Origin of the sequence: Streptomyces sp. NPDC002994, from assembly GCF_040611155.1 — a bacterium.
Taxonomy (GTDB): domain Bacteria; phylum Actinomycetota; class Actinomycetes; order Streptomycetales; family Streptomycetaceae; genus Streptomyces.
The window spans coordinates 222,744-248,621 of the sequence record NZ_JBEXNQ010000003.1; the positions used below are offsets into that span (position 1 = coordinate 222,744).

20 protein-coding genes and 1 pseudogene are annotated in these 25,878 nt (G+C 70.4%); 9 read left to right on the forward strand and 12 right to left on the reverse strand.

Annotated features, from left to right (window positions below):
• Positions 1–63 precede the first annotated feature (63 nt).
• The 3 genes from ABZX79_RS04810 (at position 64) to ABZX79_RS04820 (ending at position 2,541) form a co-directional block, all read left to right on the forward strand.
• The gene (locus ABZX79_RS04810) at positions 64–771 is read left to right on the forward strand and encodes an HAD family hydrolase (protein WP_355251617.1); all 708 of its coding nucleotides are present in this window, start codon (positions 64–66) and stop codon (positions 769–771) included.
• Between the two features lie 22 nt (positions 772–793).
• Entirely contained in the window at positions 794–2,020 is a 1,227-nt protein-coding gene (locus ABZX79_RS04815; RefSeq protein WP_355251620.1) for an aromatic acid exporter family protein, read from the forward strand.
• Between the two features lie 71 nt (positions 2,021–2,091).
• On the forward strand, positions 2,092–2,541 hold the full coding sequence (locus ABZX79_RS04820; RefSeq protein ID WP_355251623.1) for an ATP-binding protein: 450 nt from the start codon (positions 2,092–2,094) through the stop codon (positions 2,539–2,541).
• Positions 2,542–2,554: 13 nt separating this feature from the next.
• Here the strand turns inward: ABZX79_RS04820 and ABZX79_RS04825 are convergent.
• From ABZX79_RS04825 to ABZX79_RS04850, 6 genes and pseudogenes are all read right to left on the reverse strand, one after another.
• A pseudogene (locus ABZX79_RS04825) lies at positions 2,555–3,433 on the reverse strand (SigB/SigF/SigG family RNA polymerase sigma factor); the annotation flags it as partial.
• Positions 3,434–3,542: 109 nt separating this feature from the next.
• Positions 3,543–4,580, reverse strand: coding sequence for an NAD-dependent epimerase/dehydratase family protein (locus tag ABZX79_RS04830; protein ID WP_355251626.1), 1,038 nt, complete (start codon positions 4,578–4,580; stop codon positions 3,543–3,545).
• A 96-nt stretch (positions 4,581–4,676) separates the two neighbouring features.
• Positions 4,677–6,683 (reverse strand): translation factor GTPase family protein, encoded by a 2,007-nt coding sequence (locus ABZX79_RS04835; RefSeq protein WP_355251629.1) that lies wholly within the window; start codon positions 6,681–6,683, stop codon positions 4,677–4,679.
• A gap of 174 nt (positions 6,684–6,857) precedes the next feature.
• Entirely contained in the window at positions 6,858–7,199 is a 342-nt protein-coding gene (locus tag ABZX79_RS04840) for a hypothetical protein (protein ID WP_355251632.1), read from the reverse strand.
• 35 nt (positions 7,200–7,234) lie between these two features.
• A complete protein-coding gene (gene ctaD / locus ABZX79_RS04845) occupies positions 7,235–8,962 on the reverse strand; it encodes a cytochrome c oxidase subunit I (protein WP_355252004.1) in 1,728 nt (575 codons plus the stop codon).
• Positions 8,963–9,112: 150 nt separating this feature from the next.
• Positions 9,113–10,357 (reverse strand): DUF6777 domain-containing protein, encoded by a 1,245-nt coding sequence (locus ABZX79_RS04850; RefSeq protein ID WP_355251635.1) that lies wholly within the window; start codon positions 10,355–10,357, stop codon positions 9,113–9,115.
• A 153-nt stretch (positions 10,358–10,510) separates the two neighbouring features.
• Between ABZX79_RS04850 and ABZX79_RS04855 the strand changes: the two genes are divergently transcribed.
• The gene (locus ABZX79_RS04855; protein WP_355251638.1) at positions 10,511–11,806 is read left to right on the forward strand and encodes a streptophobe family protein; all 1,296 of its coding nucleotides are present in this window, start codon (positions 10,511–10,513) and stop codon (positions 11,804–11,806) included.
• Positions 11,807–11,821: 15 nt separating this feature from the next.
• On the opposite strand, the gene ABZX79_RS04860 is transcribed toward ABZX79_RS04855, so the two are convergent.
• From ABZX79_RS04860 to ABZX79_RS04875, 4 genes are all read right to left on the reverse strand, one after another.
• Complete coding sequence (locus ABZX79_RS04860; protein WP_355251641.1) at positions 11,822–12,832, reverse strand: serine/threonine-protein kinase; 1,011 nt, start codon at positions 12,830–12,832, stop codon at positions 11,822–11,824.
• Complete coding sequence (locus ABZX79_RS04865) at positions 12,832–14,142, reverse strand: hypothetical protein (protein WP_355251644.1); 1,311 nt, start codon at positions 14,140–14,142, stop codon at positions 12,832–12,834. The genes ABZX79_RS04860 and ABZX79_RS04865 overlap by 1 nt, the downstream gene beginning before the upstream one ends.
• 12 nt (positions 14,143–14,154) lie before the next feature.
• Positions 14,155–16,506 (reverse strand): FHA domain-containing protein, encoded by a 2,352-nt coding sequence (locus tag ABZX79_RS04870; protein WP_355251647.1) that lies wholly within the window; start codon positions 16,504–16,506, stop codon positions 14,155–14,157.
• A gap of 95 nt (positions 16,507–16,601) precedes the next feature.
• Positions 16,602–17,087 (reverse strand): SPW repeat protein, encoded by a 486-nt coding sequence (locus tag ABZX79_RS04875; protein ID WP_355251650.1) that lies wholly within the window; start codon positions 17,085–17,087, stop codon positions 16,602–16,604.
• 120 nt (positions 17,088–17,207) lie between these two features.
• Here ABZX79_RS04875 and ABZX79_RS04880 point away from each other — a divergent pair, with 120 nt between their 5' ends.
• Positions 17,208–17,933: a class I SAM-dependent methyltransferase gene (locus ABZX79_RS04880; RefSeq protein WP_355251653.1), complete on the forward strand. Its 726-nt coding sequence runs from the start codon at positions 17,208–17,210 to the stop codon at positions 17,931–17,933.
• A gap of 18 nt (positions 17,934–17,951) precedes the next feature.
• Here the strand turns inward: ABZX79_RS04880 and ABZX79_RS04885 are convergent, their stop codons facing one another.
• The gene (locus tag ABZX79_RS04885; RefSeq protein WP_355251656.1) at positions 17,952–18,392 is read right to left on the reverse strand and encodes a hypothetical protein; all 441 of its coding nucleotides are present in this window, start codon (positions 18,390–18,392) and stop codon (positions 17,952–17,954) included.
• 423 nt (positions 18,393–18,815) lie between these two features.
• Here ABZX79_RS04885 and ABZX79_RS04890 point away from each other — a divergent pair, with 423 nt between their 5' ends.
• From ABZX79_RS04890 to ABZX79_RS04905, 4 genes are all read left to right on the forward strand, one after another.
• Positions 18,816–19,040, forward strand: coding sequence for a type A2 lantipeptide (locus tag ABZX79_RS04890; protein WP_214966772.1), 225 nt, complete (start codon positions 18,816–18,818; stop codon positions 19,038–19,040).
• A gap of 170 nt (positions 19,041–19,210) precedes the next feature.
• On the forward strand, positions 19,211–20,017 hold the full coding sequence (locus ABZX79_RS04895; protein WP_355251659.1) for an HlyD family efflux transporter periplasmic adaptor subunit: 807 nt from the start codon (positions 19,211–19,213) through the stop codon (positions 20,015–20,017).
• Positions 20,014–22,293, forward strand: a complete 2,280-nt coding sequence (locus ABZX79_RS04900; protein WP_355251662.1) for an NHLP family bacteriocin export ABC transporter peptidase/permease/ATPase subunit — start codon at positions 20,014–20,016, stop codon at positions 22,291–22,293. Before ABZX79_RS04895 ends, ABZX79_RS04900 begins: the two co-directional genes overlap by 4 nt.
• 4 nt (positions 22,294–22,297) lie before the next feature.
• A complete protein-coding gene (locus ABZX79_RS04905; RefSeq protein WP_355251665.1) occupies positions 22,298–25,156 on the forward strand; it encodes an NHLP bacteriocin export ABC transporter permease/ATPase subunit in 2,859 nt (952 codons plus the stop codon).
• 12 nt (positions 25,157–25,168) lie between these two features.
• Here the strand turns inward: ABZX79_RS04905 and ABZX79_RS04910 are convergent, their stop codons facing one another.
• Positions 25,169–25,864 (reverse strand): type 1 glutamine amidotransferase domain-containing protein, encoded by a 696-nt coding sequence (locus ABZX79_RS04910; protein ID WP_355251668.1) that lies wholly within the window; start codon positions 25,862–25,864, stop codon positions 25,169–25,171.
• Positions 25,865–25,878: the final 14 nt, after the last annotated feature.

Sequence of the window (25,878 nt, forward strand, 5' to 3'; positions counted from 1 at the left end):
CGCTCCGGCTGCGCGGCCCGTTCGGTTTGCCGGGCATTCGCTCGGCAAGGGAGGAACGGCGACATGGACCGCGCGGCCGTCTTCGATGTCGACGGAACGCTCGTCGACACCAACCATCTGCATGTGACGTCCTGGTGGGAGGCGTTCCGACAGGCCGGGCACGACGTCGTGATGCACGACATCCACCGGGCCGTCGGCCTGTCGGGGCACGACCTCATCGCCCATCTGCTCGGAGACGGACGCGATACGAGCCAGGACGACACCATCAACGCCGCGCACAAGACCCTGTACGCCACCTACTCCGACCGGCTGCCCGCCCTGCCGCAGGCAGGCCGGCTGCTGCGGACCCTCGCCGGGCAGGGCTGGAGCGTCGTCCTCGCCACTTCGGCGAGCGGCGGGGAACTCGACGCCCTGCGCCGTGCCATCGACGCCGATGACGCCATCACCGCCACCGCGAGCTCCGAGGACGTCGGCGAGGGCAAGCCGGCCCCCGAGCCGGTTCAGCGGGCACTGGAGCTGGCCGGGGTGTCCGCGGACCGTGCCGTGTTCGTCGGCGACACGGTGTGGGACATGGAGGCCGCCACCCGGGCGGGCGTACTGAGTGTGGCGCTGCGGTGCGGCGGCATCCCGCAGCGCGACCTCGAGGACGCGGGCGCCGCAGCCGTCTACCAGGACCCCGCGGACCTGCTCGAACACCTCGACGACAGCCCGGTCGCCCTGCTGAGGACACGGTTGGACGGCGCCGATCCGGGAACGCGTGCGCCGTCGTAGGCACCGGTCGGCGGAGGCGTCAGTGGCAGGCAGCGAGAGTGAGCAACAGTCGCGTACCCGCGGTGCCGCCCTCGGCCGGATGTGGCGGTGGCTGTCCTGGGAGGCGTCGGCGATCGGGCGCTCCGCCCGCCGCGCGATCGCGAGTCCCGGCCCCGAGCGCGACGTAGTCACCCAGTCCCTGAAGGCGGCGGGCGCCGCGGCCGCGGCCTGGGCGCTGACCGGCTGGTGGTGGCAGGCACCGATGGCCCTGATGGCTCCCTGGACGGCGGTCGTACTCGTACAGAGCACTGTCTACCGCTCGCTGCGGTCCGGGGTGCAGCAGCTCATCGTCATCGCTCTGGGCACCGTGCTGGCGGCGGGAGCGGCCAATCTGACGGGCAGCACCATGACCGCCATGGTCCTGGTGCTGCCCGTCACCGTCCTGCTCGGCAACTACGCGCGCTTCGGTGAGCACGGCCTGTACGCGCCGACCACCGCGCTCTTCGTGCTGGCGTACGGGTCCCACTCGGGCCTCGACGTCCTGCACCGGCTCTTCGAGTCGGCCATCGGCGCGGTCATCGGGATCACGGTGAACGCGCTGATCCTTCCCCCGGTCCACCTGCGCAGCGTCCGGGAGTCCCTGCGCAGGCTGCCTTCGGAAGGCGAGGAACTCCTGCACACCATCGCCGACGGCCTGCGGGAGGGGTACGGGCGCCAGCAGGCGGAAGCCTGGCACGACCGGGCGCGGCGGGTCACGGCCATCCTCGGGGACCTGCGCGACGCACGGCTGTGGACCCGCGAGAGCTACCGCCTGAACCCGGGCAGCCGGTTGCGCCGTACCGGCCCCGCGCTGCCCACGACCGAGTGGGACCAGGCCTGGGAACGGATCGCCGACCCGCTCGTGGCCCTCACGCGCACCCTCGCCAGTACGGTCGGCGAGACGCCCATGCTGAGGCCGCTGCCGGACCCGGTCCTGGCGCATCTGTCGGATCTCCTGCGGGCTGCGGGCGATGTGTGTGCGGCCGACCGGGCCGTCCTCGAAGGGCGGGACGGGAGCGGGGGTGCGCGGGAGGAACGCGCGCTCGCGCTCGACTCCGCCTGGGCCGCGCACGGGCGGCTGAAGCGGCAACTGCTGGAGCAGGACAGCGAGACGGCCACGTCGCTGGGGGGCCTGGTCGCGGAGTCCCAGCAACTCCTTTACGAGCTCGCTCCGGTGGACGGCGACGCCCGCGCATACGGCGACGGGGGCGGCGGGCAAAACCGGGGGTAAAACCAGACTTTTGGGGCACCCGATGGCCAAAGGCTCACTCGAAGACCTCAACCAAGACCAGGGGGTGCGTCATGGTCCTGAGTGACGTCCTCCAGTCGCGGGGCCAGACGCGTCGACTGACCCTGTGCGGCACCGAGGACGTTGTGGGTCGCTGCCGTGAATTCAGCCGGGAGGCGCTGGCCGACTGGCAGTGGATTCCCGCCGGCAGCGAAGAGGAGCGGGCGGTCGTGGACGATGTGCTTCTCCTGGTGTCCGAGGTGGTCACCAATGCCTGTCTGCACGCCGGAGGGCCACGGGAGTTCGTACTGAACTGCACGGCCGACCGGCTGCGCATCGAAGTCACCGACGGCAGCCCCGTGCATCCGAAGCCCCGGCCGTCGGGCGTGGCCGTGCCGGGCGGGCATGGCCTGATCGTGCTGCGGCGCCTCGCCCGGAGCTGGGGCTCGCTGCCTCGGGGTGGCGGCAAGACGGTGTGGGTGGAGGTGGCGGCGCCACGTGGCCCGGGGCGGCGGGGGGCGTAGCGGGCCGGCCGTCGTCCTCCGCGAGGAGTGCCTCGCGCAGTGTCGTCAGGATGCGGGTGAGCAGCCGGGACACCTGCATCTGGGAGATTCCCATCCGCTCGCCGATCTCCCGCTGTGTCAGTTCCTCCACGAACCGCATGGTGAGGATCATCCGGTCCCGTTCGGGAAGGGTGGTCATCAGCGGCTTCAGCGCCACGACACACTCGACGGTGTCGTACGCACGGACCTCCTGGCCCAGGCAGCACTGCGCGAAGCCGACAGGAGCGTCCTCGAAGACCGCGTCGAGGGAACGGGCGTTGTAGCCGTTCGCCGCCCGCCGGCCTTCCCGGACCTCGCCCTCGTCCACGCCCAGGTGGGCGGCCAGCTCGGCGGACGTGGGCTCCCGGCCCAGCCCCTGCTCCAGGATGTCGGACGCGCGCGCGATGTCGATCCGGAGCTCCTGGAGCCGGCGCGGCACCCGGACGTCCCAGCTGTTGTCGCGGAAGAAGCGCTTGATCTCGCCCTCGATCGTCGGCAGCGCGAAGGAGGGGAACTCCACCTCGCGCCCGACGTCGAAACGGTTGATGGCCTTGATCAGCCCGATGGTGCCCACCTGGACGATGTCTTCCATGGGCTGGTTCCGGTTGCGGAACCGCGACGCGGCGTACTTCACCAGGCTGAGGTTGATCTCGACCAGGGTGTTGCGGACGTACGCGTACTCCGGCGTCCCCTCCTTCAGTGCCGCCAGGCGTTCGAACAAGGAGTCGGAGAGGGTGCGCGCGTCCTGCGTGCGGAGCGTGTGCGGATCCGGGATGTCCGGGAGATCGGCCAGTCCAGGGGGCCGGAAGCCGGATGCGGTGGAGTCGGATTCGGAGTCGGATTCGGGTGCACGGGTACGCAGGCGGCTGGACATGAGGCTCCTTCGACGCGCTGGGGGAACCGTCGTACGAGCGTCCTGCCGATATCTTACCCAAATGGGGGTTTTAGCGCCCTTTGTCGTCTAGTCGTGGTCCAGCTGTCGGCTAGCTCGCTTTGCGGCCCGCGAGCGGCGCCGTCTCTTCGCCGCTCCCCTTGCGTACGCCGTCCAGGAACTCCCGGATCGCGTCGGTGGACGTACGCAGCGGCTGCCAGTCGAGCTCCCGGCGCGCCCGGGACGAGTCGAGGACGGGCAGGCGCAGCACCGCGTCGAACAGGTGCGGCGACGCGGGCGCGAGGTGCGCACTCCAGGCCGCCGCCAGCGCGGCGCGGACCACTCCCGTGGGCACCCGCACCACCTTCGCCTCCAGCAGTTCGCCCAGTACCCGCGCGTCGACGACCGGGTCGGCGGCCAGATTGAAGGCTCCGCTGACCTCGCGCAGTACGGCCTGCCGGTACGCCTCGGCGGCGTCGTCGGTGTGCAGCGCCTGGAGGACGAGGCCCTTCAGGTCGGGGACCCAGGGCAGCAGGTCGGGCCGTACCAAGGGGCCAGGGAGGAAACGTCCGGCGAAGATACGCCGCTGCTCGCTCGCCGACGTCTCCTTGAACAGGAACGCGGGACGCATGCGGACGACGCGGACGTGCGGGTGCTCGTACTCGAAGGTGTCCAGCACCCGTTCGAGGTAGGCCTTCTCGCGGCAGTACGCGGCGTCCGGCCAGCCGTGGGTGGGCCAGGACTCGTCGACGCCCGGGGCCTCCTTCGGCCCGGGCGCGTACGCGCCGACCGAGGAGGCGTGCACCAGTGCGGGCACTCCGGCGACCGCGAGCGCCTTGAAGACCCTGATGGACCCGAGGACGTTCGTCTGCCACGTGACCACCGGGTCGTGGGTCGGCTGGAAGCGCCAGGCGAGATGGACCACGGCATCGGCGCCGGCGAAGTGACCGGCGAGCCCGTCGCCGTTCTCGTCCTCGCCCAGGTCCACGGCGGCCCATTCAGTGCGCGGAAGGGTCAGCTCGGGCACCCTGCGCGCGAGGCCCAGGACCGAGCCGACCCGTGGATCGTCCGCGAGTGCGCGCACCACGCTGGTGCCGACATTTCCGGTGGCTCCTGTGACGACCACCCGCAGCCCTGTTGTCTCGTTCATGAGGCACTCCGTGACGTTGCTCGTCGTTACCGTGCTCCGGACCAGGCGGACTCCCTTCGAGTCCCCAGAACAGACCGGGTGAAACGGGGCGGCCGGTCACACGCCCTCCCGCCGTCCGCCCGTCCCCCGTACGACCTTCAGCAGGTATTCCTTGCGGTTGAGCGGGTCGTAGTCGGTCCGGGGACGGACCGGGGCCGGGCCCAGGACCGGCTCGTAGTGGTCGAAGGCGCATTCCATGACGCCCTCCCCGCGCGTCAACGACGGCAGCCGCTGATCGAGCTCGTGCATGCGAGCCGCCGGAATGTCCCCCTCCAGCAGGCATGACGAGCCCCGCACCTCCTGCGTCCGCGGAACGGCCCGCAGTCGCGCCAGCACCGGCAGGATCGCTCCGAGGGTGTCTGCCGGTACGTCGAGGCGGAAGCGGTGCATCGGCTCGTGCACCAGGGTGGTGGCCTGCCACAGCGCGCTCATCAGGACCAGCGGAGTCAGGTTGCGGAAGTCGGCGGTGGTGCTCGACATGCTCTTGTCGAATACGGCGTGGGAGTGGCTCTGTCGCGGCCAGTAACCGCAATGCGTCATGGTGACCACGCAGTCGGTGACCTGCCATCCGTGAACGCCCTGCCCCAGCGTCTGACGCACGGTGTCCTCGACCGCCTTGAAGAACGAGAACGGCATGGCCCCCAGCTCGACCTCCAGCCGGAATTCCACGCCCGCGCCGGCCGGCGCCGGATCGACACGCAACCCGACCGTCGCCAGAAACGGATTGGGCTCCTTGTCGATGATCTCGAAGGCCGCACCGCTGCCGACCGGCCGTTCCACGCAGATGGTCGTCGTCTCGCGGAACGTGACGTCCAGGCCGAACTCGTCCGCCAGCGTCGCCTGGATGACCTCCTTCTGGACCTCGCCGTAGAGCGAGACGAACACTTCCTGCCGGATGTCGTCCTGCCGAAGGTTGATCAGCGGGTCCTGCTCGGCGAACTGCGCGAGCGCGAGGTGCAGTGCGCCCTTGTCCGCCGGACGGCAGGGAACCACGACGGTTTCCAGCGTCGGCGGAGCGAAGTGGTGACGCGTCGACCTGTCCGGTGATACGCCGATCCAGTCGCCGATCCGGACATCGCCGAGCCCCCGGAGCTTCCCGATCTGACCGGCAGCGACCGACGCCGCGCGGACGGCGGAGCCGCGGTCGAACACACTGATCGCGGTGACCTTGCCCTCTTGACCCTGGCCGAACGGCAGCCGCTCCCGCGTCCGCACCGTTCCCGAGAACATGCGGACGAACGCCGTCTTCTCTCCGGCGGGCCCGCGCTCGACCTTGAACACGGTGCCCGAGACCGGTCCTTCGGTACCGCCTTCGGCCGCGGGCAGCAGTTCCCTGATGCCGGCGATCAGTGACTCCACGCCCGCTCCCGTGATCGCCGAGCCGAAGAACACCGGATGTACCAGCCCCTGCTTGGTCTGCGCGGCCAGTTCGCCGCGCAGCCCGCGGTACGAGACCGCCGCCTCGTCGTCGACGTACGCGGCCAGGAACGCGTCGTTGTGGTCGGCCAGCAGATCGACCAGCCGGGTGGTGAAGCCGGTATCGGAGGCGGTGAACGGCGTCTGGAAAGCGCCACGGGTGCCTTGCCCGCCGACCGACCCCATGGCGACGGCCGACGGGGTCAGCTTCCCGGAGATGCTCCGCAGTACGCCTTCGTGATCGGCGCCACGGCGGTCGATCTTGTTCACGAAGACGATCGTGGGGATCCGCAGCCGCTGGAGCGTACGCATGAGCAACCGGGTCTGCGCCTGCACGCCCTCCACGGCGGACACGACCAGCACAGCGCTGTCGAGCACGCTCAGTACCCGTTCGACCTCGGCGATGAAATCCGGATGGCCCGGCGTATCAATGAGATTGACCGTGACGTCGTCAATGACGAACGACACGACGGCGGATTTGATGGTGATGCCGCGCTGCCGTTCCAGGGCCAGGGAATCGGTCTGGGTACTTCCGTCGTCGACGCTGCCCATTTCGTCGACCACCCCGGCGGCGTGGAGAAGTCGCTCCGTCAGACTTGTCTTACCGGCGTCTACATGCGCCAGAATTCCCAGGTTCAACGTGTGCACGAAGTGTCATGTCCTCTGAATGAGTGGTGATTCCTTTCCGGGTGGACATGAACGTTCCGCGCATTTCGGCTCCTTGGGCAATCGACTGGTATGCGGCAGTACAGCAGGCCGCGTTCTCGGGCCGCAACGGATTTATTTACGTCGCGTGGGCGCGCGGGCGGGGCATCGGGGGCATTACCGGAAGAGCAAGGTGACGGCGGCGCACGCCCCGCTCGCCGCACCGGCGCACAGGACGGACACAGCCACGCAGCGCGTCTTGAGCTGTCGGTAGCGCTCTGTGTACTCGGCGCGCAGCGTGGTCGCGCGAGCCGCGATGCGAACCAGCATGGCGCGCGAGGCGGCCAGCCGCTCGGCCGTGTAGACCCGTTCGACATCCTCGCGCTGCGCGGTGGTCAGCCACGGCAACTGCTCGGTGAAGCGGTCGGCATGGCGGCGCGCTTCCGCCACCTCGGCATTCCACAGGAGGTAGCCCTCCAGTTGGGCCAGGCCGCGATCGCTTTCCATCTCGGGCTCCACGCTTCTCGCTCCTCCTTTCGTACCCGGACGGCGTCCTAACCCTGCTTGTCTCCCGGCGCCACTGTCGCGGAAGCGTCGGGGCGGTTGTGAGCCTGGTCGATGGCGGCGATCAGGGGGTGGTGCAGGTCGAACGCCGGGGATTCGGAACGGATCTTGGGGAGCGTGACGAAGTTGTGGCGAGGCGGCGGGCAGGAGGTCGCCCACTCCAGCGAACGGCCGTAGCCCCAGGGGTCGTCGACCTTGATCGGCTCGCCGTACTTCGCGGTCTTCCAGACGTTGTAGAAGAAGGGCAGCAGCGACATGCCCAGCAGGAACGAGCTGAGCGAGGAGACGGTGTTGAGAGCGGTGAAGCCGTCGGCGGCGAGGTAGTCCGCGTAACGGCGCGGCATGCCCTCGGCACCGAGCCAGTGCTGCACCAGGAACGTACCGTGGAAGCCCACGAACAGTGTCCAGAAGGTGATCTTGCCCAGCCGTTCGTCCAGCATTTTGCCGGTGAACTTCGGCCACCAGAAGTGGAATCCGGCGAACATCGCGAAGACGACGGTGCCGAACACGACGTAGTGGAAGTGCGCGACGACGAAGTACGTGTCGGAGACGTGGAAGTCCAGCGGGGGCGACGCCAGGACGATGCCGGTCAGCCCACCGAAGAGAAACGTGACGAGGAAGCCGATCGACCAGAGCATCGGAGTCTCGAAGGACAGCGAGCCCTTCCACATGGTGCCGATCCAGTTGAAGAACTTCACACCGGTCGGTACCGCGATCAGGAAGGTCATGAACGAGAAGAACGGCAGCAGTACACCGCCGGTCACGAACATGTGGTGCGCCCACACCGTCGCCGAGAGACCGGCGATCGCGATGGTCGCGCCCACCAGACCGATGTAACCGAAGAGGGGCTTGCGGCTGAAGACGGGGAGCACTTCGGTGACGATGCCGAAGAACGGCAGCGCGATGATGTACACCTCGGGATGGCCGAAGAACCAGAAGAGGTGCTGCCAGAGAAGCGTTCCGCCGTTACTGGCGTCGAAGATGTGGGCGCCGAATTTACGGTCCGCCTCCAGTGCCAGGAGAGCCGCGGCCAGCACCGGGAACGCGAGCAGGACCAGCACACCGGTCAGCAGGATGTTCCAGGTGAAGATCGGCATCCGGAACATCGTCATGCCGGGCGCGCGCATGCAGATGATCGTGGTGATGAAGTTGACCGAACCGAGGATCGTGCCGAAACCGGAGAAGGCCAGACCCATGATCCACAGGTCGGCGCCGACGCCCGGCGAATGAACCGAGTCGTTCAGAGGGGAGTAGGCGAACCACCCGAAGTCCGGCGTGCCGTCCGGGGTGAGCAGGCCACCCACCGCGATGGTCGAGCCGAAGAGGTACAGCCAGTACGCGAACATGTTCAGCCGAGGGAACGCCACGTCGGGCGCGCCGATCTGCAGCGGCATGATCCAGTTCGCGAAACCGGCGAACAGCGGTGTCGCGAACATCAGCAGCATGATCGTGCCGTGCATCGTGAACGCCTGGTTGAACTGCTCGTTCGACATGATCTGCGTGCCGGGACGAGCGAGTTCGGCGCGCATGAGGAGCGCCATGACCCCGCCGATGACGAAGAAGATGAACGACGTGGTCAGGTACAGCGAACCGATCGTCTTGTGGTCGGTGGTGGTCAGCCACTTGATGACGACGCTGCCCCGCCGGTGGGGGTGGACCGGAAGCTCGTCCTCGTAGCTCTCTTCCGGCTCCGGGCCGGCCGGTCCTGCGGTATCCATCGTCGTCATGGCGACGTTCCTCCGGTCGACAATCGCGTGCGGCGGCCCGTCGGCCTCCTGCCGGGGAGCCAATCAGGCGCGCGGCGCGGATGTGCGACCGGCGGCTGGCACGTCGTCAATTTCACCCGTAGGGCCCCGGCGCCGAAACCGTCAGGCGGGACCGGGCAGCGCGGACCCGGTGCCCCCGGCGGCCGGAGAGTCGGGACCCGGCGGCTCGGGCGCCGGGGAATCCGGCGCGGGCGACTCGGGGGCGGGGGAGTCGGGGGCCGGCTCGGAGGTGGGCGGTTGTTCGGGCGACGGCGGCTCCTCCGTCGGCGGCTCCGACGCGGGTGACTCGGTCAACGGTGACTCGGTCTTCGGTGACTCGTCCGGGGAAGGCGAGGGGGAATCCGTCTCCTTGGTGGGCGGCGCGGTCTTCTTGTCCTTGTTACCCGTGTCGCCCGTGTCGCGGGCGAACCAGTCCTCACTCTCCGGGTCGAACAGGACGAACTCGTCCACCGCCTTCGGCGCGGGCTGCACCGTCACGACGTTCGTGGACCGGTACGCGGGCCACGGGTTGCCCACCCGCTTGGCCGGGCCCTCGATACGGACCGGCGGGAGCAGCGGATTGCCGCACGCGCAGCGCACCCGCGGCACGCCGCGGTCGTCCACGAGAACGGCCGTGCCGGCCTGCAGTACGGCCTGATAGGGCGTGGCGGCGCCGTTCCGGTAGCCGTGGTTGGTGACCCGGGTGTCCATCCGCAACTGCACGGGGGTCAGCGACCGCAGATACGCGGGTACGCCGGTGGGCTCGATGTCCAGGACGGACGCGAACGCCTTGTTCTTGTCCTGCTGAGAGGTGAGAGCGGAGATCTGCTTCTCCACGTTGCAGCTGGCGACGTTCCGGGTTCCCCCGTACACGCCGGGATCCGAGCCTTCCACCGCCCGGGTGACGTTGGTCTGTGTCGGCGATACGGTCGGCCGCACGCTCGGCGGTGGGGTCGGCGGCTGTGACGCCGAGGTCTTGCTCGCCGTCGACTCGGTGTACGGATCGGGCCCGGACGAGCCCGCGGCCTCCAGGAAGACCTCGCCGCCCGCGACTGATGTGCTGTCGGGGCGCGTCAGGACGATGGTGACCACCACCGCGGCCACCAGGAGGGTGGCGATGGCCGCGACCCGCGGTACCGACCGCCACCAGGCGCGGCCCGGTCCCTCGGGTCCGCCCGTACCGCCCGTACCGCCGGGGCCACCCGGACCGCCGCCGCTCGGGGGGCCGGACGGTGTTTCGGGCGGGGGCGGCGGACTCGGTTCACCCGGTTCACCCGGTTGACCGGGCTGACCAGGGCGAGAAGGGCCCGAGAGCGGGCCGGAGGGGGGTCCTGTGGGGCGGCCGGACGGCGGCGGTTGGGCACTCACGGGCATTCTTCCCAACGTAGGGATTGGTCCCAGTTCGTAGTCTTCTTACCACTCTGAGTGCTTATTGTGTGCCTTGTACCCGTACGGCCCGCAAGCCGGCGCAGTCGGCCCTCCCCGGCGGCGGACTGCCCGTCCCGTGCTTAGCGTGGCAGCGTGAGCCAGCAGGAGATCAGCGACAAAAAGGGCGCGACGCGCGCCGCACACCTCTGGCGTGACGCCCTTGTGGCGGCGCTCGCCGGCCTGGCGGCCATGGCCGTCACGGCGGCTCTCGGCCTGTGGGCCGCGGGCGCGACCGACCTGCCGGGTGGCGGGTTCTGGCGCGTCGTCGCAGCCGTCGTCGTGATGGCGGTGGGCGGCTCCGTCGACATCTCCGGAGGCGCCGGGGCGATCGCGGAGACCAGAGCCGACCTCTCGGCGCTGCCCCTCTCGGTGACGCTGACCGGAGCCCTGGCGACCGCCACCTTCTTCCTGCGGCCACTGCGGCACCGGGCCGTCGCCAGCACCCGCGAACTCGCCGGACGAGCCGCCCGGTTGGCGGTCCTGTGGGCCATCGCGCTCATCCTTGTCTCGCTGTTCGCGCGGCACACGTTCCGGATCCCGCTGGGGGATCCGACGGACGGCCTCCTCGACGACTTGCTGGACGACGCCGCACCCGAGGTCGGGTTCCGGACCGACATCCCCCTCACCGTTGTGTTCGGACTGCTGTGGCTGGCGGGCCTCCTCATCCTCGCCCTGCTCGTGTCGCGCCGGGCCCCGCTCCCCGCCCGCCTGGTGCGCTACCAGGAGCCCGTACGCCCGGCCGCCTTCGCCATGGTGGCGCTGCTGCTCGCGTACGTCGCGCTGGCGCTGGTCATCGCGCTCGTCGTCGTGGTGACGCACGGCCACCGCGCGGAGACGTTCGCCGTGATCCTCCTCGGACTGCCGAACCTCGCCTGGCTCGCCCTCACGGTGGGCATGGGCGCGTCCTGGGAGGGGAAGGTGGAGGGGCCCTTCGGGCTGCCGATGCCGCGCGTGCTGGACGAGGTACTCCGTACGCGGGACATCTCCACCCTCAATCTCGGTACGCTCACCGAGCACGACGGACGGGCCTGGTGGCTGCTGGTCGCCGCCGTGGTTCTGGTGCCGGCCGCCGCGTTCCTCATGGCCGTCCGCTCACCCGCACGGGTGCGGCCCTGGCAGCACGCCGTGCACATGGCCGTCGGCCTCACCCTCACGGTGCTGATGATCTGTCTGGTCGCCCGGCTCTCCGCGCACTACGGCCTGTCACTGCTGGGCATCGGAGACTTCCTGGACCTCGGCAGCGCCCTCGGGGGAGAGGTCTCGCTGCGGCCGCGCCTGTGGACGGCGCTCGGCCTCGCGGTGCTGTGGGGGCTGCTGGCGGGCCTCCTGGGCAGTGTGCTCGCCGCCCGGGTGCACCGGCGGGGCGAGGTCGGGCCCACGGCGTCCTGAGCCCTGCGCCGCCGCCTAGCGGACGTACCCGCGGAAGACCGGCAGCGCCCAACGGGGTGGCGCGGGCGGCATTCCGGGCGTGGCGGACCAGCCGTCGGCGTGCGGGGCCGCGTGCGGTGGCGGGCGGTCCCGCGGCCCGATGGCGGCCGCGGCCGCGGCGCGCAGCGCGGCCACGAACTGCAGGCAGGAGCCGTACCGGTCGTCCGGGCTCTTGGCGAGCGCCTTCGCCAGTACACCGTCGACGGCGGCCGGCAGGTCGGGACGCTGCCCGGTCAGGGGCGGCGGCGGGTCGAACTGGTGGGCCCACAGCAGTGCCATGTCGTCGTCGCGCTGGAAGGGCGGCGTCCCGGCCATGGTTTCGTGTACGACGCAGGCGAGGCTGTAGACGTCGCATCTGCCGTCCACCGGGCGTCCGGAAATCTGCTCCGGCGCCACGTAGTCGAGCGTGCCGACGAACTGGCCGACGGTGGTGAATCCGGTCAGCGACAGCGACTTCTTCGTCAGGCCGAAGTCCGTGAGGTACACGTGCTCCGGGTGGTCGCTGTCCGTGCCCTCCGCGACCAGGATGTTGCCGGGTTTCACGTCCCGGTGCACGAGGTCGTGGTCGTGGGCGGCGTCGAGCGCGGACGCCACCTGCGCGGCGATCCGGGTCGCGGTCGCGATGGGCAGCGGCCCCTGCCGGTCGAGGAGATGGCGCAGGTCCTGACCGGCGACGAAGCGCATGGCGATGTAGAGAACGCCGTCGGTCTCGCCGGCCTCGAACACCGGCACGATGTGCGGGTGGTCGATCGCGGCGGCCACCCGCGACTCGTGGGTGAACCGCCGGCGGAAGGTGTCGTTGCGCGCGAGTTCGGGCGCGAGGAGTTTCAGGGCGACCGTACGGTCCAGGCGCAGGTCCTTGGCGCGGTAGACCACGGCCATGCCGCCGCGGCCGATCTCGCTCTCCACGAGGTAACCGGCGATCTGGCTGCCGAGGAGCTCGGACGGCCTCCCGGCCATGCCGGATTCGCGCGGGGCGCGTGCCATTACCCGTCACCGGGCCGGGTGGGAGGATGCGGCGCGGAGCGCTCGCCGGGCTCAACAACCCGCGTCGGCTCCCCGCCACGGGCACCGTCGCCCCGGACCTCGTCGGCCCCCGCCGCCCCACCACCCACGCCCCGCGAGGGTCCGGGTGGCGCTGGGTCGCCACTGCCCGGCGGTCGGTCCGGGCCGGTGCCGACGGTCCGTGTGGGTTCGGGTGGCGCTGAGCGGCCGTTGTCCGGCGGTCCGCTCGGGTCGGCGGCGACGACGCGCGTCGCCTCGCCGCCACTTGCGCCGGCGTCGGCCGGATGCGCCGGCCAGGCACTGCCCACCCGAGTGGGCTCGGGCGGCGCCGGGTCGCCGCTGCCCGGTGGTCGGTTCGGGTCGGTGTCGACGGACCGCGTGGGCCCAGGTGGCGTTGGGCCGTCGCTGCGCGGCAGTGCACTCGGGCCGGTGCCGACCACGCGCGTCGGCTCCGGTGTTGCTGGGTCGCCGCCCCCCGGCGGTCGGTTCGGGCCGGGGTCGACGACGCGCGTGGGCTCGGGTGGCCCTGGGGTGCTGCTGACGGGCGGCCCGCCTGGGTCGGTGCCGACGACGCGCGTGGGTTCCGGTGGGGCTGTGTGGCTGTTGTGGGGCGGTCCGTTCGGGGCGGCGCCGACGGCCCGTGTCGGGTCCGGTGGGGTGACGACTTGGGTGGGGTCCGGTGGCGGCGGTCGGGAGGGGGCCGGGTTGGCGGGGTTGACCACTTGGGTTGGGTCCGGAGGCTCCGGCGGGTCGGTGGGGGGCTGGGCGGCGACCTGGGTCGGTTCGCGGGGCGGCGGGCCGCTGTTGCCCGGGGACGACGAGGTCGCGTACGTGATGAGGTGCGTGCCGTCGCAGTACACCCAGCGCTCGTGCTCCGCGTCGTACAGCCACACCGACTCGCCCTCGACCACCATCCCCACCCGCAGTCCCCGCGTGCGGCGGCGGAACCCCTCGCCGTCCGTGCGGCCCGCCGTCAGGTCCTCCGCCGCTCGCCGGTACTGGCTCAGGGACTCCTCCACGCGGGCCAGGAGTGGCCGTGGATCCGCCGTACGGGCGCCGGGTTGTCCGGCCACCGGAGGCTCCTGCGGTACGGACACGAGCAGGCGGCCGTCGACCCACGCGGACCAGCCGTTGGCGCAGAGGATCTGCCCCCAGTCGCCGCGCCGGCCGATCAGCTGGACGGGAAGGAGTGGATCGAGCGGTTCGGTGGGGCGGGACACGTCCGGCGCCTCCCAGGTGGCCATCCCGGCCTGGGGGACGACATGCGTGGGACGGAAATCCGGAGTCGTCATGGCGCCCCGTTCCTACTTCCGCATGATGGCGGGCTCGTGCCGCCGCAGCAGCTTCGTGACGGCGTAACCGAAGACGGCCGAGAGCACCACCAGCATCCCCAGGTTGAGCAGCCACACCCCCATGGAGTGGGCGAACAGCGGGTCGGCCGTCAGGTCGCCCGGAACGATCCGGCCCAGTCCGATGGTCCCGGCCATCGCTCCCAGCGCCCACCGGGACGGGATCAGCCACGCCAGCTGCTCGACCCCGGCGACTCCGTCCAGCTTCAGCAGCGCGCCGCAGAACACGACCTGGACGATGGCGAGGAGGACGAGCAGCGGCATCGTGACCTCCTCCTTGCGCACCAGCGCGGAAACGAGGAGACCGAGCATCATCGCGGTGAACGACAGCATCGCTACCGCCACCGTGATTTCCGCCAGTGGCGGCAGGAGCACCCCTTCGCCGCCCGGGGCGTTCAGGTCCACGCCCACCAGCGCCACCAGGGTCAGGACGACGGCCTGGAGGATCGTGATGGTGCCCAGCACCACCACCTTGGACATCAGGTACGCCGATCTGGAGAGCCCGACCGCACGCTCCCGCTGGTAGATCACCCGTTCCTTGACCAGCTCACGCACCGCGTTGGCGGCGCCGGTCAGCACGCCGCCCACACACAGGATGAGCAGGGCGTTCATCGCGGTTTCCTGCGTCAGCCGCGAGCCGGCCAGGGCGCGGGCCATCGCGCCCATGACGAACGGCAGGGCGATCATGATCGCCAGGAAGGTCCGGTCGGCGCTCAGCGCGGCCGCGTACCGCCGCACCAGCGTCCTCAGCTGCGCACCCCAGCTCCGGGTCCGCGGTGGCGGCGGCGCGACAACCTCCGGCGCCGAGGCCTGCGGCAGGAGCGGCTGCGCGGTGGCGTTCGCGACGTACTGCCGGTGGAAGGGGGAGGCGAGGTACTGCCCCGCCCAGTCGCGTTCGCGGTCGTTCTCGAAGGCCTCGAACGCCTCCGGCCACTGTTCGAACCCGAAGAAGGCGAGTGCGTCGTCCGGCGGCCCGTAGTAGGCGATCTTCCCGCCGGGCGCCAGCATCAGCAGCCGGTCGCACACATCCAGGCTCAGCACGCTGTGCGTGACGACGATGACCGTACGGCCGTCGTCGGCCAGGCCGCGCAGCATGTGCATGACCGAGCGGTCCATGCCGGGGTCGAGCCCGGAGGTCGGCTCGTCGAGGAAGAGGAGCGACGGCTTCGTCATCAGCTCCAGCGCCACGCTGACCCGCTTGCGCTGGCCGCCGGACAGGCTGTGGATCGGCTGCGAGGCGCGCTGTTCGAGGCCCAGCTCGCGGATGACCTCGGCCACCCGCTCCCGCCGTTCGCTCTTCGCGGTGTCCTCGGGGAAGCGCAGTTCGGCGGCGTAGCCGAGGGCCCGGCGCACGGTCAGCTGAGAGTGCAGGATGTCGTCCTGCGGTACGAGACCGATGCGCTGGCGCAGCTCGGCGTAGTCCCGGTACAGGTCGCGGCCGTCGTACAGGACCGTGCCGTGGTCGGCGGGCCGCAGCCCGGTCAGCGCGTTGAGGAGAGTGGACTTGCCCGCTCCGCTCGGCCCCACGACCGCGAGCAGGCACTTCTCGCCGACGGGGAAGGACACGTGGTCGAGGAGCGTCTTGCGGCCCTTGTCGACCGAGACCGCCAGGTCCTGTACGTCGAGCGAGACCTCGCCCGTGTCGACGAACTCCTGGAGCGTGTCCCCGACCAGGCAGAACGCGGAGTGTCCGATGCCGACGATGTCACCGGGGGAGACCCGGGCGACGGTGACGGGCTGGCCGTTGAGGAAGGTGCCGTTGTGACTGCCTAGGTCGGCGATCTCGTACGTACCGTCGGGATGCGCCCGCAGTTCGGCGTGTCGGCGCGAGACGATCAGGTCGTCGACGACGAGGTCGTTGTCGGCGGCGCGGCCGATGCGTACGGTCCTGGCCGGCAGCGGCCGTACGGTCGTCGGCTGCCGGAAGGTGCCGGTCGCCGCCGGCATCGAGACGGCGGACGGGCGCTCGGGCGCGGAGGGCGGGGGCTCGTGTCCCAGGAGAACCGCGCGGGGCCCGTCGGCGGGGCTTCCGAAGCGAATGACGCTGCCGGGGCCGACATCCCACTCGTGGATCCGTCTGCCTTCGGCGTACGTGCCGTTGGTGCTGTGTTCGTCCTCCAGCGTCCAGTGGTCCGCCTCGGGTCGCAGCACCGCGTGATGCCACGACACGCGGGCGTCATCGATGACGATGTCACTTGTGGGGTCGCGCCCGACGTGGTAGTCCCGGCTCGGGCTGATCAGCGTGGAGCCCGCCTCAGTTTCGAGGACGAGCTCGGGCGGAGTCGGCGCGACAGGCGGCTTTCCCATGTTCGAATTCTATCTTTTGGTGCCGATTTCTGCCCGTTCAGCGGACTGGGCCCCGGCCGGGTACCGGCCGGGGCCCAGGGGTGGGTTCGGGAGCATCAGCCCATCGGGCCGACGTCCTGGGACCGACGGCCACGGCCGCGGCCACGGGCGGCGCCGGCGCGGTCGGAGGCGCCGGCGTTCATGGCCGCCATGGCCAGGCCGAGCAGCAGGGCCACGCATCCGACGATCACGTTGCTGACGATGCTGCGAGTGGTGTCGACATTGCCCGACACGACCCATGGAGCGACGATCGTCCATGCGCCGATGGCGGCGGCGGTCCATGCCATGGCGTGAGTCCGCTCGTACGCCGAGCTGAACCCGCCCATACACAGGGCGTAGGCAACACCGGTGATCAGGTTGCACACGGCCAGGGTGGTGAGGCCGTTGAACCCGACGATCCACGGAGACGCCGCGAGGAACACACCCGTCAGGAGGGCAAGTGTCTCGATCGCCTGAGCGCGGGGAGTGGTGGTCGCCCGCTCGAACCGGGAACGCATCTCGGCGACGTCGGGGTGTTGCTCAATGCTGGGATGAGTGGTCATGACCGGCTGCCTCCCATAGGGACCTTTATCTTTCGTTTACCCCCACATATAACGCTTAATCGCCCATTCCGGTCAACGGGTCGGTGAGGTGGGATTGGGGCTCTGGCTACTCTGGGGTCCGTGTTCACCTCCCAGGGACCCACCTTCCGCGAACTGGCCGTGCAGGCTCTCTCCTCCATCGAACGCGGCTACGACCTGCTGGCCCCGAAGTTCGACCACACTCCCTTCCGCACCCCCGACCGGTTCCTGGACGCGGTCGCCGGCGCCCTGGACCCGCTCGGCCCCTTCGACGCGGGGCTCGACGTCTGCTGCGGCACGGGGGCGGGGACGCGCGTGCTGCGCCCGCTGTGCCGGGACCGCGTCACCGGGGTCGACTTCAGTGCCGGGATGCTGGCCGCCGCCCGGGAAGCGTCCGACGACGAGGAAACACCTGATGTGGAGTGGGTGCGGGCCGACGCCCGCGCCCTGCCGTTCCGTCAGGAATTCGATCTGGCGGTGAGCTTCGGGGCGTTCGGGCATTTTCTGCCCGCCGAGCGGCCCGTGCTGTTCGCCGGAGTCCACCGGGCGCTGCGGCCCGGCGGGCTGTTCGCCTTCCCCATCGGCGCGCCGCCGCCCATCGGTTCGCGGCCGTACTGGACGCTGCTCGGCTTCGACGCCGTCATGCGCGTACGCAACGCGCTGTGGCGGCCGCGATTCGTCATGTACTACCGGACGTTCCCGCTGAGCGGCGTGCGGGACGACCTGGTCGGGGCCGGGTTCACGGTGCGGCTGCAGCCCCTGGAGGAGTTCGGCCGCCGCAGCGACGGGAGCCCCAACTGCCGTCTGGTGGTGGCCCGTAAGGCGTGACCGGCCAGGGGCGGCGGCTCAGTAGCCCTTGGGCGGCCGGCTCGGATCGGCCTGCTGGACCCGCTCCGCGAAGTTCGACCCGGACCGGTTGACGCCGTATCTCGCGCGTACGTAATTGATCGTGGCGCACATGCAGGCCACCACGTCGTAGGGCGTGGTGGCGGTGCCCTCCTGGTGGTACTCGGCGAAGGTCGGCGGGATGCACTGCGTGGCGCCGCGCGAGCAGTTCTGCGGGTGCCCGTCGGCCACGACCGGGCCGTGCGCGTTGGAATCGGTGGTGTTCACCCGCCAGCGCGGGTGGTTGGACGCGGACTCGCGCAGCGCGATCGTGGCCAGCGCGGGCACGCCGTACTCCGGGTCCATGCCGGTCAGTTCACAGGCCCGCCGCGCGTACGTACGCATGGCGGACTCGCCGGATTCGTCGTCAGGATCCTGATAGGTGACTTCAGACAGTTCCATGCCGGTTTCCTACCCATGTCGCTGATGACCTAGGCAGGCCCCATATGGTGAAGTGGCATTGCGTAATGGCCGTGTTACACCAGCGAATCTCCACATCGAATACGCACGCGGCACACCATCTCCCAATAGGTCCGGCTGTGCTGACCTGCGGATACGCCCCTCTGAACGGGAATGTCCCATTCGGTGTCCTCGGAGGGGACGGGTGCTCGCTATTCACGTCGGGCGATCCCGTGAAGATGCTGTCACCAAGTCATGAACGGACGTGCACGCCACGGTAATTCCGTGCGGGGATCGGCAGGCTCGGGCAATGACTTGATTGGCTGTCCAACGCGCATACGTGCTTTGATCCTTCGCACTGAGGGCCTATCCGTCAGGGTCGGTCCCGGTTATTTCGAAATATCCACGCGAAGGGAAACTCGCATCATGAACTTCTCCCAGGTTGCGACCCAGGAAATCTCCGACAACGACCTGGACAACGTGTCCGGCGGCCTCCTCGGTGGCGTGGTCGGCAACGCCACCGGCGTCCTGAACTCCGTCGTCCCCGTCTCGGGCATCGCGGGCTCCGCCATCGGCACCGTCGAGGGCGTCACCGGCCTCAACACGGGCGCCGTGACGGGCCTCGCCACCGCCACGGTCGCCGGCGTCTGATCCCCTCCTGTGCCGGTGAGCGGCACGGGACATCAGCGGTGACTTACGGCCCGTCGGCCACCCCTCCTTGCCGACAGGCCCGGTCGTACGCCTCCGGATCCACCCAGGGTCCGGGGCGTACGGCCGTCCGGAAATACCTGACAGCCCATTGCAGTTGAGGGAAGAGTGTCGTGCAGTTTCGCCAACAGGCGCTTTCCAAGCTGCAATCGCCCGAAGAAATTGATCTGCCGGTGCGATTCGCCCGGCCCCAGGGCCTGCTTGTTCTGATCGTCACGATCATCGTCATGGCCGCCTCGGCCGTCTGGGCCGTGACCGGCACCGTGTCGTCCACACTCGCCGCCCCCGGAATCCTCACCCACGCCCAGGGCAGCTACGTCCTGCAGAGCCCCGTCGCCGGCCAGGTCACCGCCGTACTCGCCGAGGAAGGCGAGCGCGTCGCCGCCAACGCCCCCCTCCTGAAGGTCCGTACCGCGCAGGGGGACACCGTCGTACGCACCATCGCCGCAGGCCGGCTGACGACGCTCGTCGCCGCCATCGGCTCCGTGGTGACCACCGGGGCGGATGTGGCGGCCGTGGAACGGGTGCAGAACCCGGACGACCCCCTCATGGCGACGCTGTACGTACCGGCCGAGCGCGGGTCCACCGTGCCCGTCGGGGCAGCGGTGGATCTGACCGTCCAGTCGGTCGCGACGCAGCAGTACGGCGTACTGCGCGGCCGGGTCAAGTCCGTCGGCAGGACGGCCCAGACCCAGCAGCGCATCACCAGCTATCTCGGCAGCGGCCAGCTCGGCGAGGAGTTCTCGAAGCAGGGCCAGCCCGTGTCCGTACTCGTCGAGCTGGACCGCTCGGACGCCTCGAAGTCCGGCTACTCCTGGTCGACGTCGGGCGGGCCGCCGTACGCCGTCGAGTCCATGACCCTCGCCTCCGGCGCCATCCACCTCGCCGAGCAGCATCCGATCGATTGGCTGCTTCCGTGACCGCACCGAACGATTCCGCGGCGCCGCCGCAGCAGCAGTCGCCGCCGCCGGGCCGGCGCAGGCACCGCCCGGAGGCCCCGGCCGGTGGCGGCCGCCGCCGTGCGAAGCCCGTACAGGTCAAGAAGCGCAAGGCCGTCCGTACGCCCACGGTCCTCCAGATGGAGGCGGTGGAGTGCGGCGCCGCCGCGCTGGCCATGGTCCTCGCCCACTACGGCCGCCATGTCCCGCTCGAAGAGTTGCGTATCGCCTGCGGGGTGTCGCGCGACGGCTCGCGGGCCAGCAACCTGCTCAAGGCAGCGCGTAGTTACGGTCTGCAGGCCAAGGGCATGCAGATGGAGGCGACGGCGCTCGCCGAGGTCCAGGCGCCCGCCATTCTCTTCTGGGAGTTCAACCACTACGTCGTCTATGACGGCATGGGGCGTCGGTTCGGGCGTCGGGGCTTCCACATCAACGACCCCGACAAAGGCCGTCGTTTCGTCACGACGGAGGACTTCGACACCAGCTTCACCGGAGTCGTCCTCGTCTTCGAACCCTCCGAATCCTTCCGCCGTGGTGGCCGTAAGCCCGGCGTCATGGGCGCCGTCCCCGCGCGCATGCGCGGAACCACCGGCACCCTGCTCGCCGCACTGCTCGCCAGCCTGCTCCTGGTCGCCGTCGGCGCGGCGGTGCCCGCGCTGAGCCGTACGTACATCGACATGTTCCTGATCGGCGAACAGACGTCGATGCTGGGGCCGCTCTTCGCGTCGATGGCCGCGATGGTGGCGCTCACCGCCGTACTGACCGGCCTGCAACAGGCGAACCTGCTGCGCGGACGCATCATCTCCTCCACGCTCAGCAGCGCCCGGTTCCTGCGCCACCTGCTGCGCCTGCCCGTCACCTTCTTCGCGCAGCGCAGCCCCGCCGACCTCGTGCAGCGACTCCAGTCCAACGACGCGGTGGCCGAGACGCTGGCACGCGACCTGGCGGCCGCCGGGGTGGACGGGGTGGTCGTGATTCTCTACGCCTTCCTGATGTGGTCGTACGACCCCCAGCTGACGTTCGTCGGAGTGATCGTCGCGCTGCTCAATGTGGTCGCGATGCGCATCGTCATCCGGCTGCGGGCCACGCACACGCAGAAGCTGCGCGCGGACAGCGCCCGGCTCACGAACACGTCGTACACCGGTCTCCAGCTGATCGAGACGATGAAGGCAACCGGCGGCGAGAACGGGTTCTTCCGCCGCTGGGCGGGCCAGCACGCGACCACGCTCGACGTGCAGCAGCGGCTCGGCGTACCGAGCGCGTTCCTGGCCGTCGTCGCGCCCACCCTCGCGACGCTCAACAGCGCGCTGATCCTGTGGATCGGCGGACTGCGGGCCGTGGAGGGGCATATCTCGATCGGTCTCCTCGTCGCCTTCCAGGCGCTCGTGGCGCGCTTCACCGCGCCCATCAGCCGCCTCAACGGCGTCGCGGGCCGCATCCAGGACTTCGCCGCCGATGTGGCCAGGCTGAAGGACGTCGAGAGCTTCCCGGTCGATGTCCTGTACTCGCGGCGCGAGCCCGACGAGAGCACGCGCAGGCTCAAGGGGCATGTGACGCTCGAAGAGATCACCTTCGGCTACAGCCCACTCGACAAGCCGCTGCTCACCGGCTTCTCGCTGGCCGTGGGACCCGGGCAGCAGGTCGCCCTCGTCGGCGGATCGGGGAGCGGCAAGTCGACCGTTTCGCGGCTGATCTCGGGTCTTTACACCCCCTGGGAGGGGACGATCCGTATCGACGGACAGCGCCTGGAGGACATCTCCCGCAGCGCGCTGGCCGCCTCGGTCTCCTTCGTCGACCAGGACGTCTTCCTCTTCGAGGGCACGGTCCGGGACAACGTGGCGCTGTGGGACCCCTCGATACCCGACGAGGCCGTCGTCGCCGCGCTCCAGGACGCCGAGCTGTACGACGTGATCGCGCGGCGCCCCGACGGCATCCACAGCCGCGTCGAGCAGGACGGCCGCAACTTCTCCGGCGGCCAGCGGCAGCGGCTGGAGATCGCCCGCGCGCTGGTCAGGCGGCCGAGCATCCTCGTACTGGATGAAGTGACGAGCGCCCTCGACGCCGAGACCGAACGGATCATCATCGACAATCTGCGGCGGCGCGGCTGCGCGTGCGTCGTCATCGCCCACCGGCTGAGCACGGTGCGCGACAGCGACGAGATCGTCGTACTCGACCACGGATCGGTCGTCGAACGCGGCCGCCACGAAGAGCTGGTCGCCGCCGGCGGAGCGTACGCCGAGCTGGTCAAGGAGCACTGACACCATGTCGTCCGTACACCCGACCCCCGTCGAGGCGGGTCACGCCGAACTCGACGCGGTGACCTACGCGCTGGGCGGCCTCGGCGCGCCCGTCGACTGCGCGGGTCTGCGCAGCCTGGCGCTGGAGGGGCCGCAGGTGCTGTGGCTCGTCGTGGGGGGCGCGCTGGACCTGTTCGCGGTCGACGCCGCCCAGCAGGGGCACTGGCACTTCCTCGGCCGCCTGGAAGCGGGAGCGCTGCTGCTCGGCCCGGTCGAAGGACCCCAGCACACGCTGCTCGGCCGGCCGTCGCAGGACTGCCTGCTGCGGCGGATCCCGCTGCGGGAGCTCTACCGGCAGCCGGAGTACGCCGATGGCTACACCGATCCGTACACCGACACCTACACGGCGTACGAGAGCCCGCTGGACCATGCCTTCGCGCTGGGCATCGGACGCAGTCTGGGCGTGCTCTTCCAGGCCCCGCTGGACGGCCGCCCCGACATCGAAGGCCCGGTGACCGACGACGACATCCTGTGGATGCCGGTGTCCCCCGGGAGTGTGCAGTACGGCGCCTCCTACGGCCACGAGGCCGCGGGGGATCTGCTGATCGAGCCCGCGATGTGGCAGCAGCTGGTGAACCAGCAGTACCGCCTGCTGTCCGCCGTGGACCACTGGATCGAAGACCTCGAACGCGCCCACGAGGACCGTACGGCCGCCGGCATCAAGGCGGGCGCGGCCGTGCGCGCGCGGGCCGACGAGGCCCTGGTGGCCTCCATCGGCCGCCCGGACCGGTCAGGGCGCGCCTCGACGGGCACGGACCGAGCCACCGACGACGCGACCTTCGCCGTCTGCCGCCGGGTCGCGGAGGCGGCCGGGATCACCCTCACGGAGCCCCCGAAGGGCGGCGCGGTCAACGACCGTGTCACCCCCGTCGACCGCATCGCCCTGGTCTCGCGCGTCCGTACCCGCCCGGTGCGGCTCGACGGGCGGTGGTGGCGGGCGAACTCCGGCCCCCTGGTCGGCCACCGCGCGAAGTCGGGCGCGCCGGTCGCGCTGCTGTGGCGGCGCGGTGGGTACGAGGCGGTGAACCCGGCCTCGGGCATGCGGATACGCATCGGCAAGGACAACGCGGACGACTTCGAGCAGCGCGCGGTCATGTTCTACCGGCCCCTTCCCGAGCGGCCACTGACGCTGTGGGGCCTGCTGCGCTTCAGCCTCCGCGACACCCGCGTCGACCTGCGGAACCTTCTCCTCAGCGGTCTGGTGACGGTCGGCCTCGGCGGTCTCGTACCGATCGCGACCGGCCAGGTGCTCGGCGTGTACGTACCGAACGCCGAGACCAGCCTCATCGTCCAGGTCTCCCTGGCCGTCATGATCACCAGCATCGTGACCGCGTCCTTCATGCTGCTGCAGAACCTCACCATCCTCCGTATGGAGGGCCGCATCGAGGCGAGCCTCCAGCCCGCCGTCTGGGACCGGCTGCTGCGCCTGCCGACGAAATTCTTCACCGAGCGGTCCACCGGCGAACTCGCCAGCGCGGCCATGGGCATCAGCGCCATCCGCAGGGTGCTGTCGGGGCTCGGTCCGGTGGCCGTACAGGCTTCCACGGTCGGCGCCATGAACGTCGTTCTGCTGTTCTGGTTCAGCGTGCCGCTGGCCCTGACGGCGATCGCCATGCTCGTCGTCATCGGCGGCGTGTTCCTGGGGATGGGCCTGTGGCAGGTGCGCTGGCAGCGCAAACTCGTCGAGCTCGGCAACAAACTCAACAACCAGGCGTTCCAGACCCTGCGGGGACTGCCCAAACTGCGGGTCGCGGCCGCGGAGAGTTTCGCGTACGCCGCCTGGGCCCGCGAGTTCGCCCGCTCGCGTGAACTTCAGCAGCGTGCGGGCCGTATCAAGAACCTGACCACGGTCCTCGACGCCATCTATCTGCCGCTGTGCTCGCTCATCATGTTCATGTTGCTGGCGGGTCCCGCTCGCGGCAGCATGTCGGCCGGAGCGTTCCTGACCTTCAGCACGGCCGTCACCATGCTGCTCACGTCGGTCACCCAGCTCAGCGGCGCGCTCATCTCGGTCGCCGCCGTGCTGCCCATGTTCGAACAGATCAAGCCGGTTCTGGACGAGGCCCCGGAGGTACGCGGCGCCAGCGCGCAGCCCGGCACCCTGTCCGGCTCCATCGAGGCCAGGAAGCTGTCGTTCCGCTACACCGACGACGGCCCGCTGGTGCTCGACGACGTGTCACTCGAAGTGCGCCCGGGCGAGTTCGTGGCGATCGTCGGGCCCAGCGGCTGCGGCAAGTCGACCCTGCTGCGGTTGCTCATCGGCTTCGACAAGCCGGTCTCGGGCAGCGTGCTGTACGACGGCCAGGACCTGGCCGCGCTGGATCAGTCGGCCGTACGCCGTCAGTGCGGTGTCGTCCTCCAGAACGCGCAGCCACTGACGGGATCGATCCTGGACTGCATCAGCGGCGCCGAGGTCTTCTCCCAGGAGGAGGTGTGGGAGGCCGCCGAGATGGCAGGCCTGGCCGAGGACATCCGGCGCATGCCGATGGGGCTGCACACGATGATCGCCGGCGGCGGCGCGATCTCGGGCGGGCAGCGCCAGCGCCTGATGATCGCTCAGGCGCTCGTACGCCGCCCCCGGATCCTCTTCTTCGACGAGGCCACCAGCGCGCTCGACAACGAGACCCAGCGCATCGTCATGGCCAGCACGCGGAGGCTGAGCGCCGGCCGCCTGGTCATCGCCCACCGGCTGTCCACGGTCATGGACGCCGACCGGGTGATCGTCATGGCGGAGGGCAGGGTCGTCGAACAGGGACCGCCCGCGCAGCTGCTCGCCGACACGGGCGGCCGCCTGCACGAACTCGTGCGGCGCCAGCTGGCGTGAGGCGTCGGCCGCTCAGCGCAGCGCCTTGAGCATCTCCTCGGCCAGCGGGCCGGCCGAGGCCGGGTTCTGGCCGGTGTAGAGATTGCGGTCGACGACCATGTGCGGCGCCCACGGTTCGCCCTCGCGGAAGTCGGCGCCGAGCTCCACGAGGCGGTCCTGGAGCAGCCACTTCGCCTTGTCCGCGAGGCCCGCCTGGGTCTCCTCGGCGTTGGTGAAGCCGGTCAGCCGGTAGCCCGCGAACGGTGAGCCGCCGACGGCGTTCCCCGTGGCCAGCAGGGCGGCAGGGGCGTGGCACACCACACCCAGCGGCTTGCCCGAGGCGAGCGCGCCGGTCAGCACCCTGGCGGAGTCGGCGCTGACGGCCAGGTCCTCCATGGGGCCGTGGCCGCCGGGGTAGAAGACGGCGTCGTAGTCGGCCGGATCCACCTCCTCCAGCTTCAGCGGCTGCTGAAGCCGCGTGAACGACGCCAGGGCCCTCACCACCCGGTCGGCGCCCTCCGGGCCGCCGTTGGCCTCCGGGGCCAGGCTGGCGCGGTCCACGGCCGGCACGACGCCGCCGGGCGTGGCGACCACGACCTCGTGGCCCGCGCCGGTGAACGCCTCATAGGGGGCCACGACCTCCTCGGCCCAGAAGCCGGTGGGGTGGGCGGTGCCGTCGGCCAGGGTCCAGTGGTCGGCGCCGGTCACTACGAAGAGGATGTTCGACATGGAGCTCTCCCAGA

What these genes read in the sequence shown, in the direction of transcription:
- ABZX79_RS04820 (WP_355251623.1), top strand. Translation starts at nt 2,092, where the DNA reads ATGGTCCTGAGTGACGTCCTCCAGTCGCGGGGCCAGACGCGTCGACTG.
- ABZX79_RS04860 (WP_355251641.1), bottom strand. Translation starts at nt 12,832, where the DNA reads ATGGCACGCGCCCCGCGCGAATCCGGCATGGCCGGGAGGCCGTCCGAG.
- ABZX79_RS04830 (WP_355251626.1), bottom strand. Translation starts at nt 4,580, where the DNA reads ATGAACGAGACAACAGGGCTGCGGGTGGTCGTCACAGGAGCCACCGGA.
- ABZX79_RS04905 (WP_355251665.1), top strand. Translation starts at nt 22,298, where the DNA reads ATGTCGTCCGTACACCCGACCCCCGTCGAGGCGGGTCACGCCGAACTC.
- ABZX79_RS04890 (WP_214966772.1), top strand. Translation starts at nt 18,816, where the DNA reads ATGAACTTCTCCCAGGTTGCGACCCAGGAAATCTCCGACAACGACCTG.
- ABZX79_RS04875 (WP_355251650.1), bottom strand. Translation starts at nt 17,087, where the DNA reads ATGACCACTCATCCCAGCATTGAGCAACACCCCGACGTCGCCGAGATG.
- ABZX79_RS04885 (WP_355251656.1), bottom strand. Translation starts at nt 18,392, where the DNA reads ATGGAACTGTCTGAAGTCACCTATCAGGATCCTGACGACGAATCCGGC.
- ABZX79_RS04810 (WP_355251617.1), top strand. Translation starts at nt 64, where the DNA reads ATGGACCGCGCGGCCGTCTTCGATGTCGACGGAACGCTCGTCGACACC.
- ctaD (WP_355252004.1), bottom strand. Translation starts at nt 8,962, where the DNA reads ATGGATACCGCAGGACCGGCCGGCCCGGAGCCGGAAGAGAGCTACGAG.
- ABZX79_RS04910 (WP_355251668.1), bottom strand. Translation starts at nt 25,864, where the DNA reads ATGTCGAACATCCTCTTCGTAGTGACCGGCGCCGACCACTGGACCCTG.
- ABZX79_RS04870 (WP_355251647.1), bottom strand. Translation starts at nt 16,506, where the DNA reads ATGGGAAAGCCGCCTGTCGCGCCGACTCCGCCCGAGCTCGTCCTCGAA.
- ABZX79_RS04865 (WP_355251644.1), bottom strand. Translation starts at nt 14,142, where the DNA reads ATGACGACTCCGGATTTCCGTCCCACGCATGTCGTCCCCCAGGCCGGG.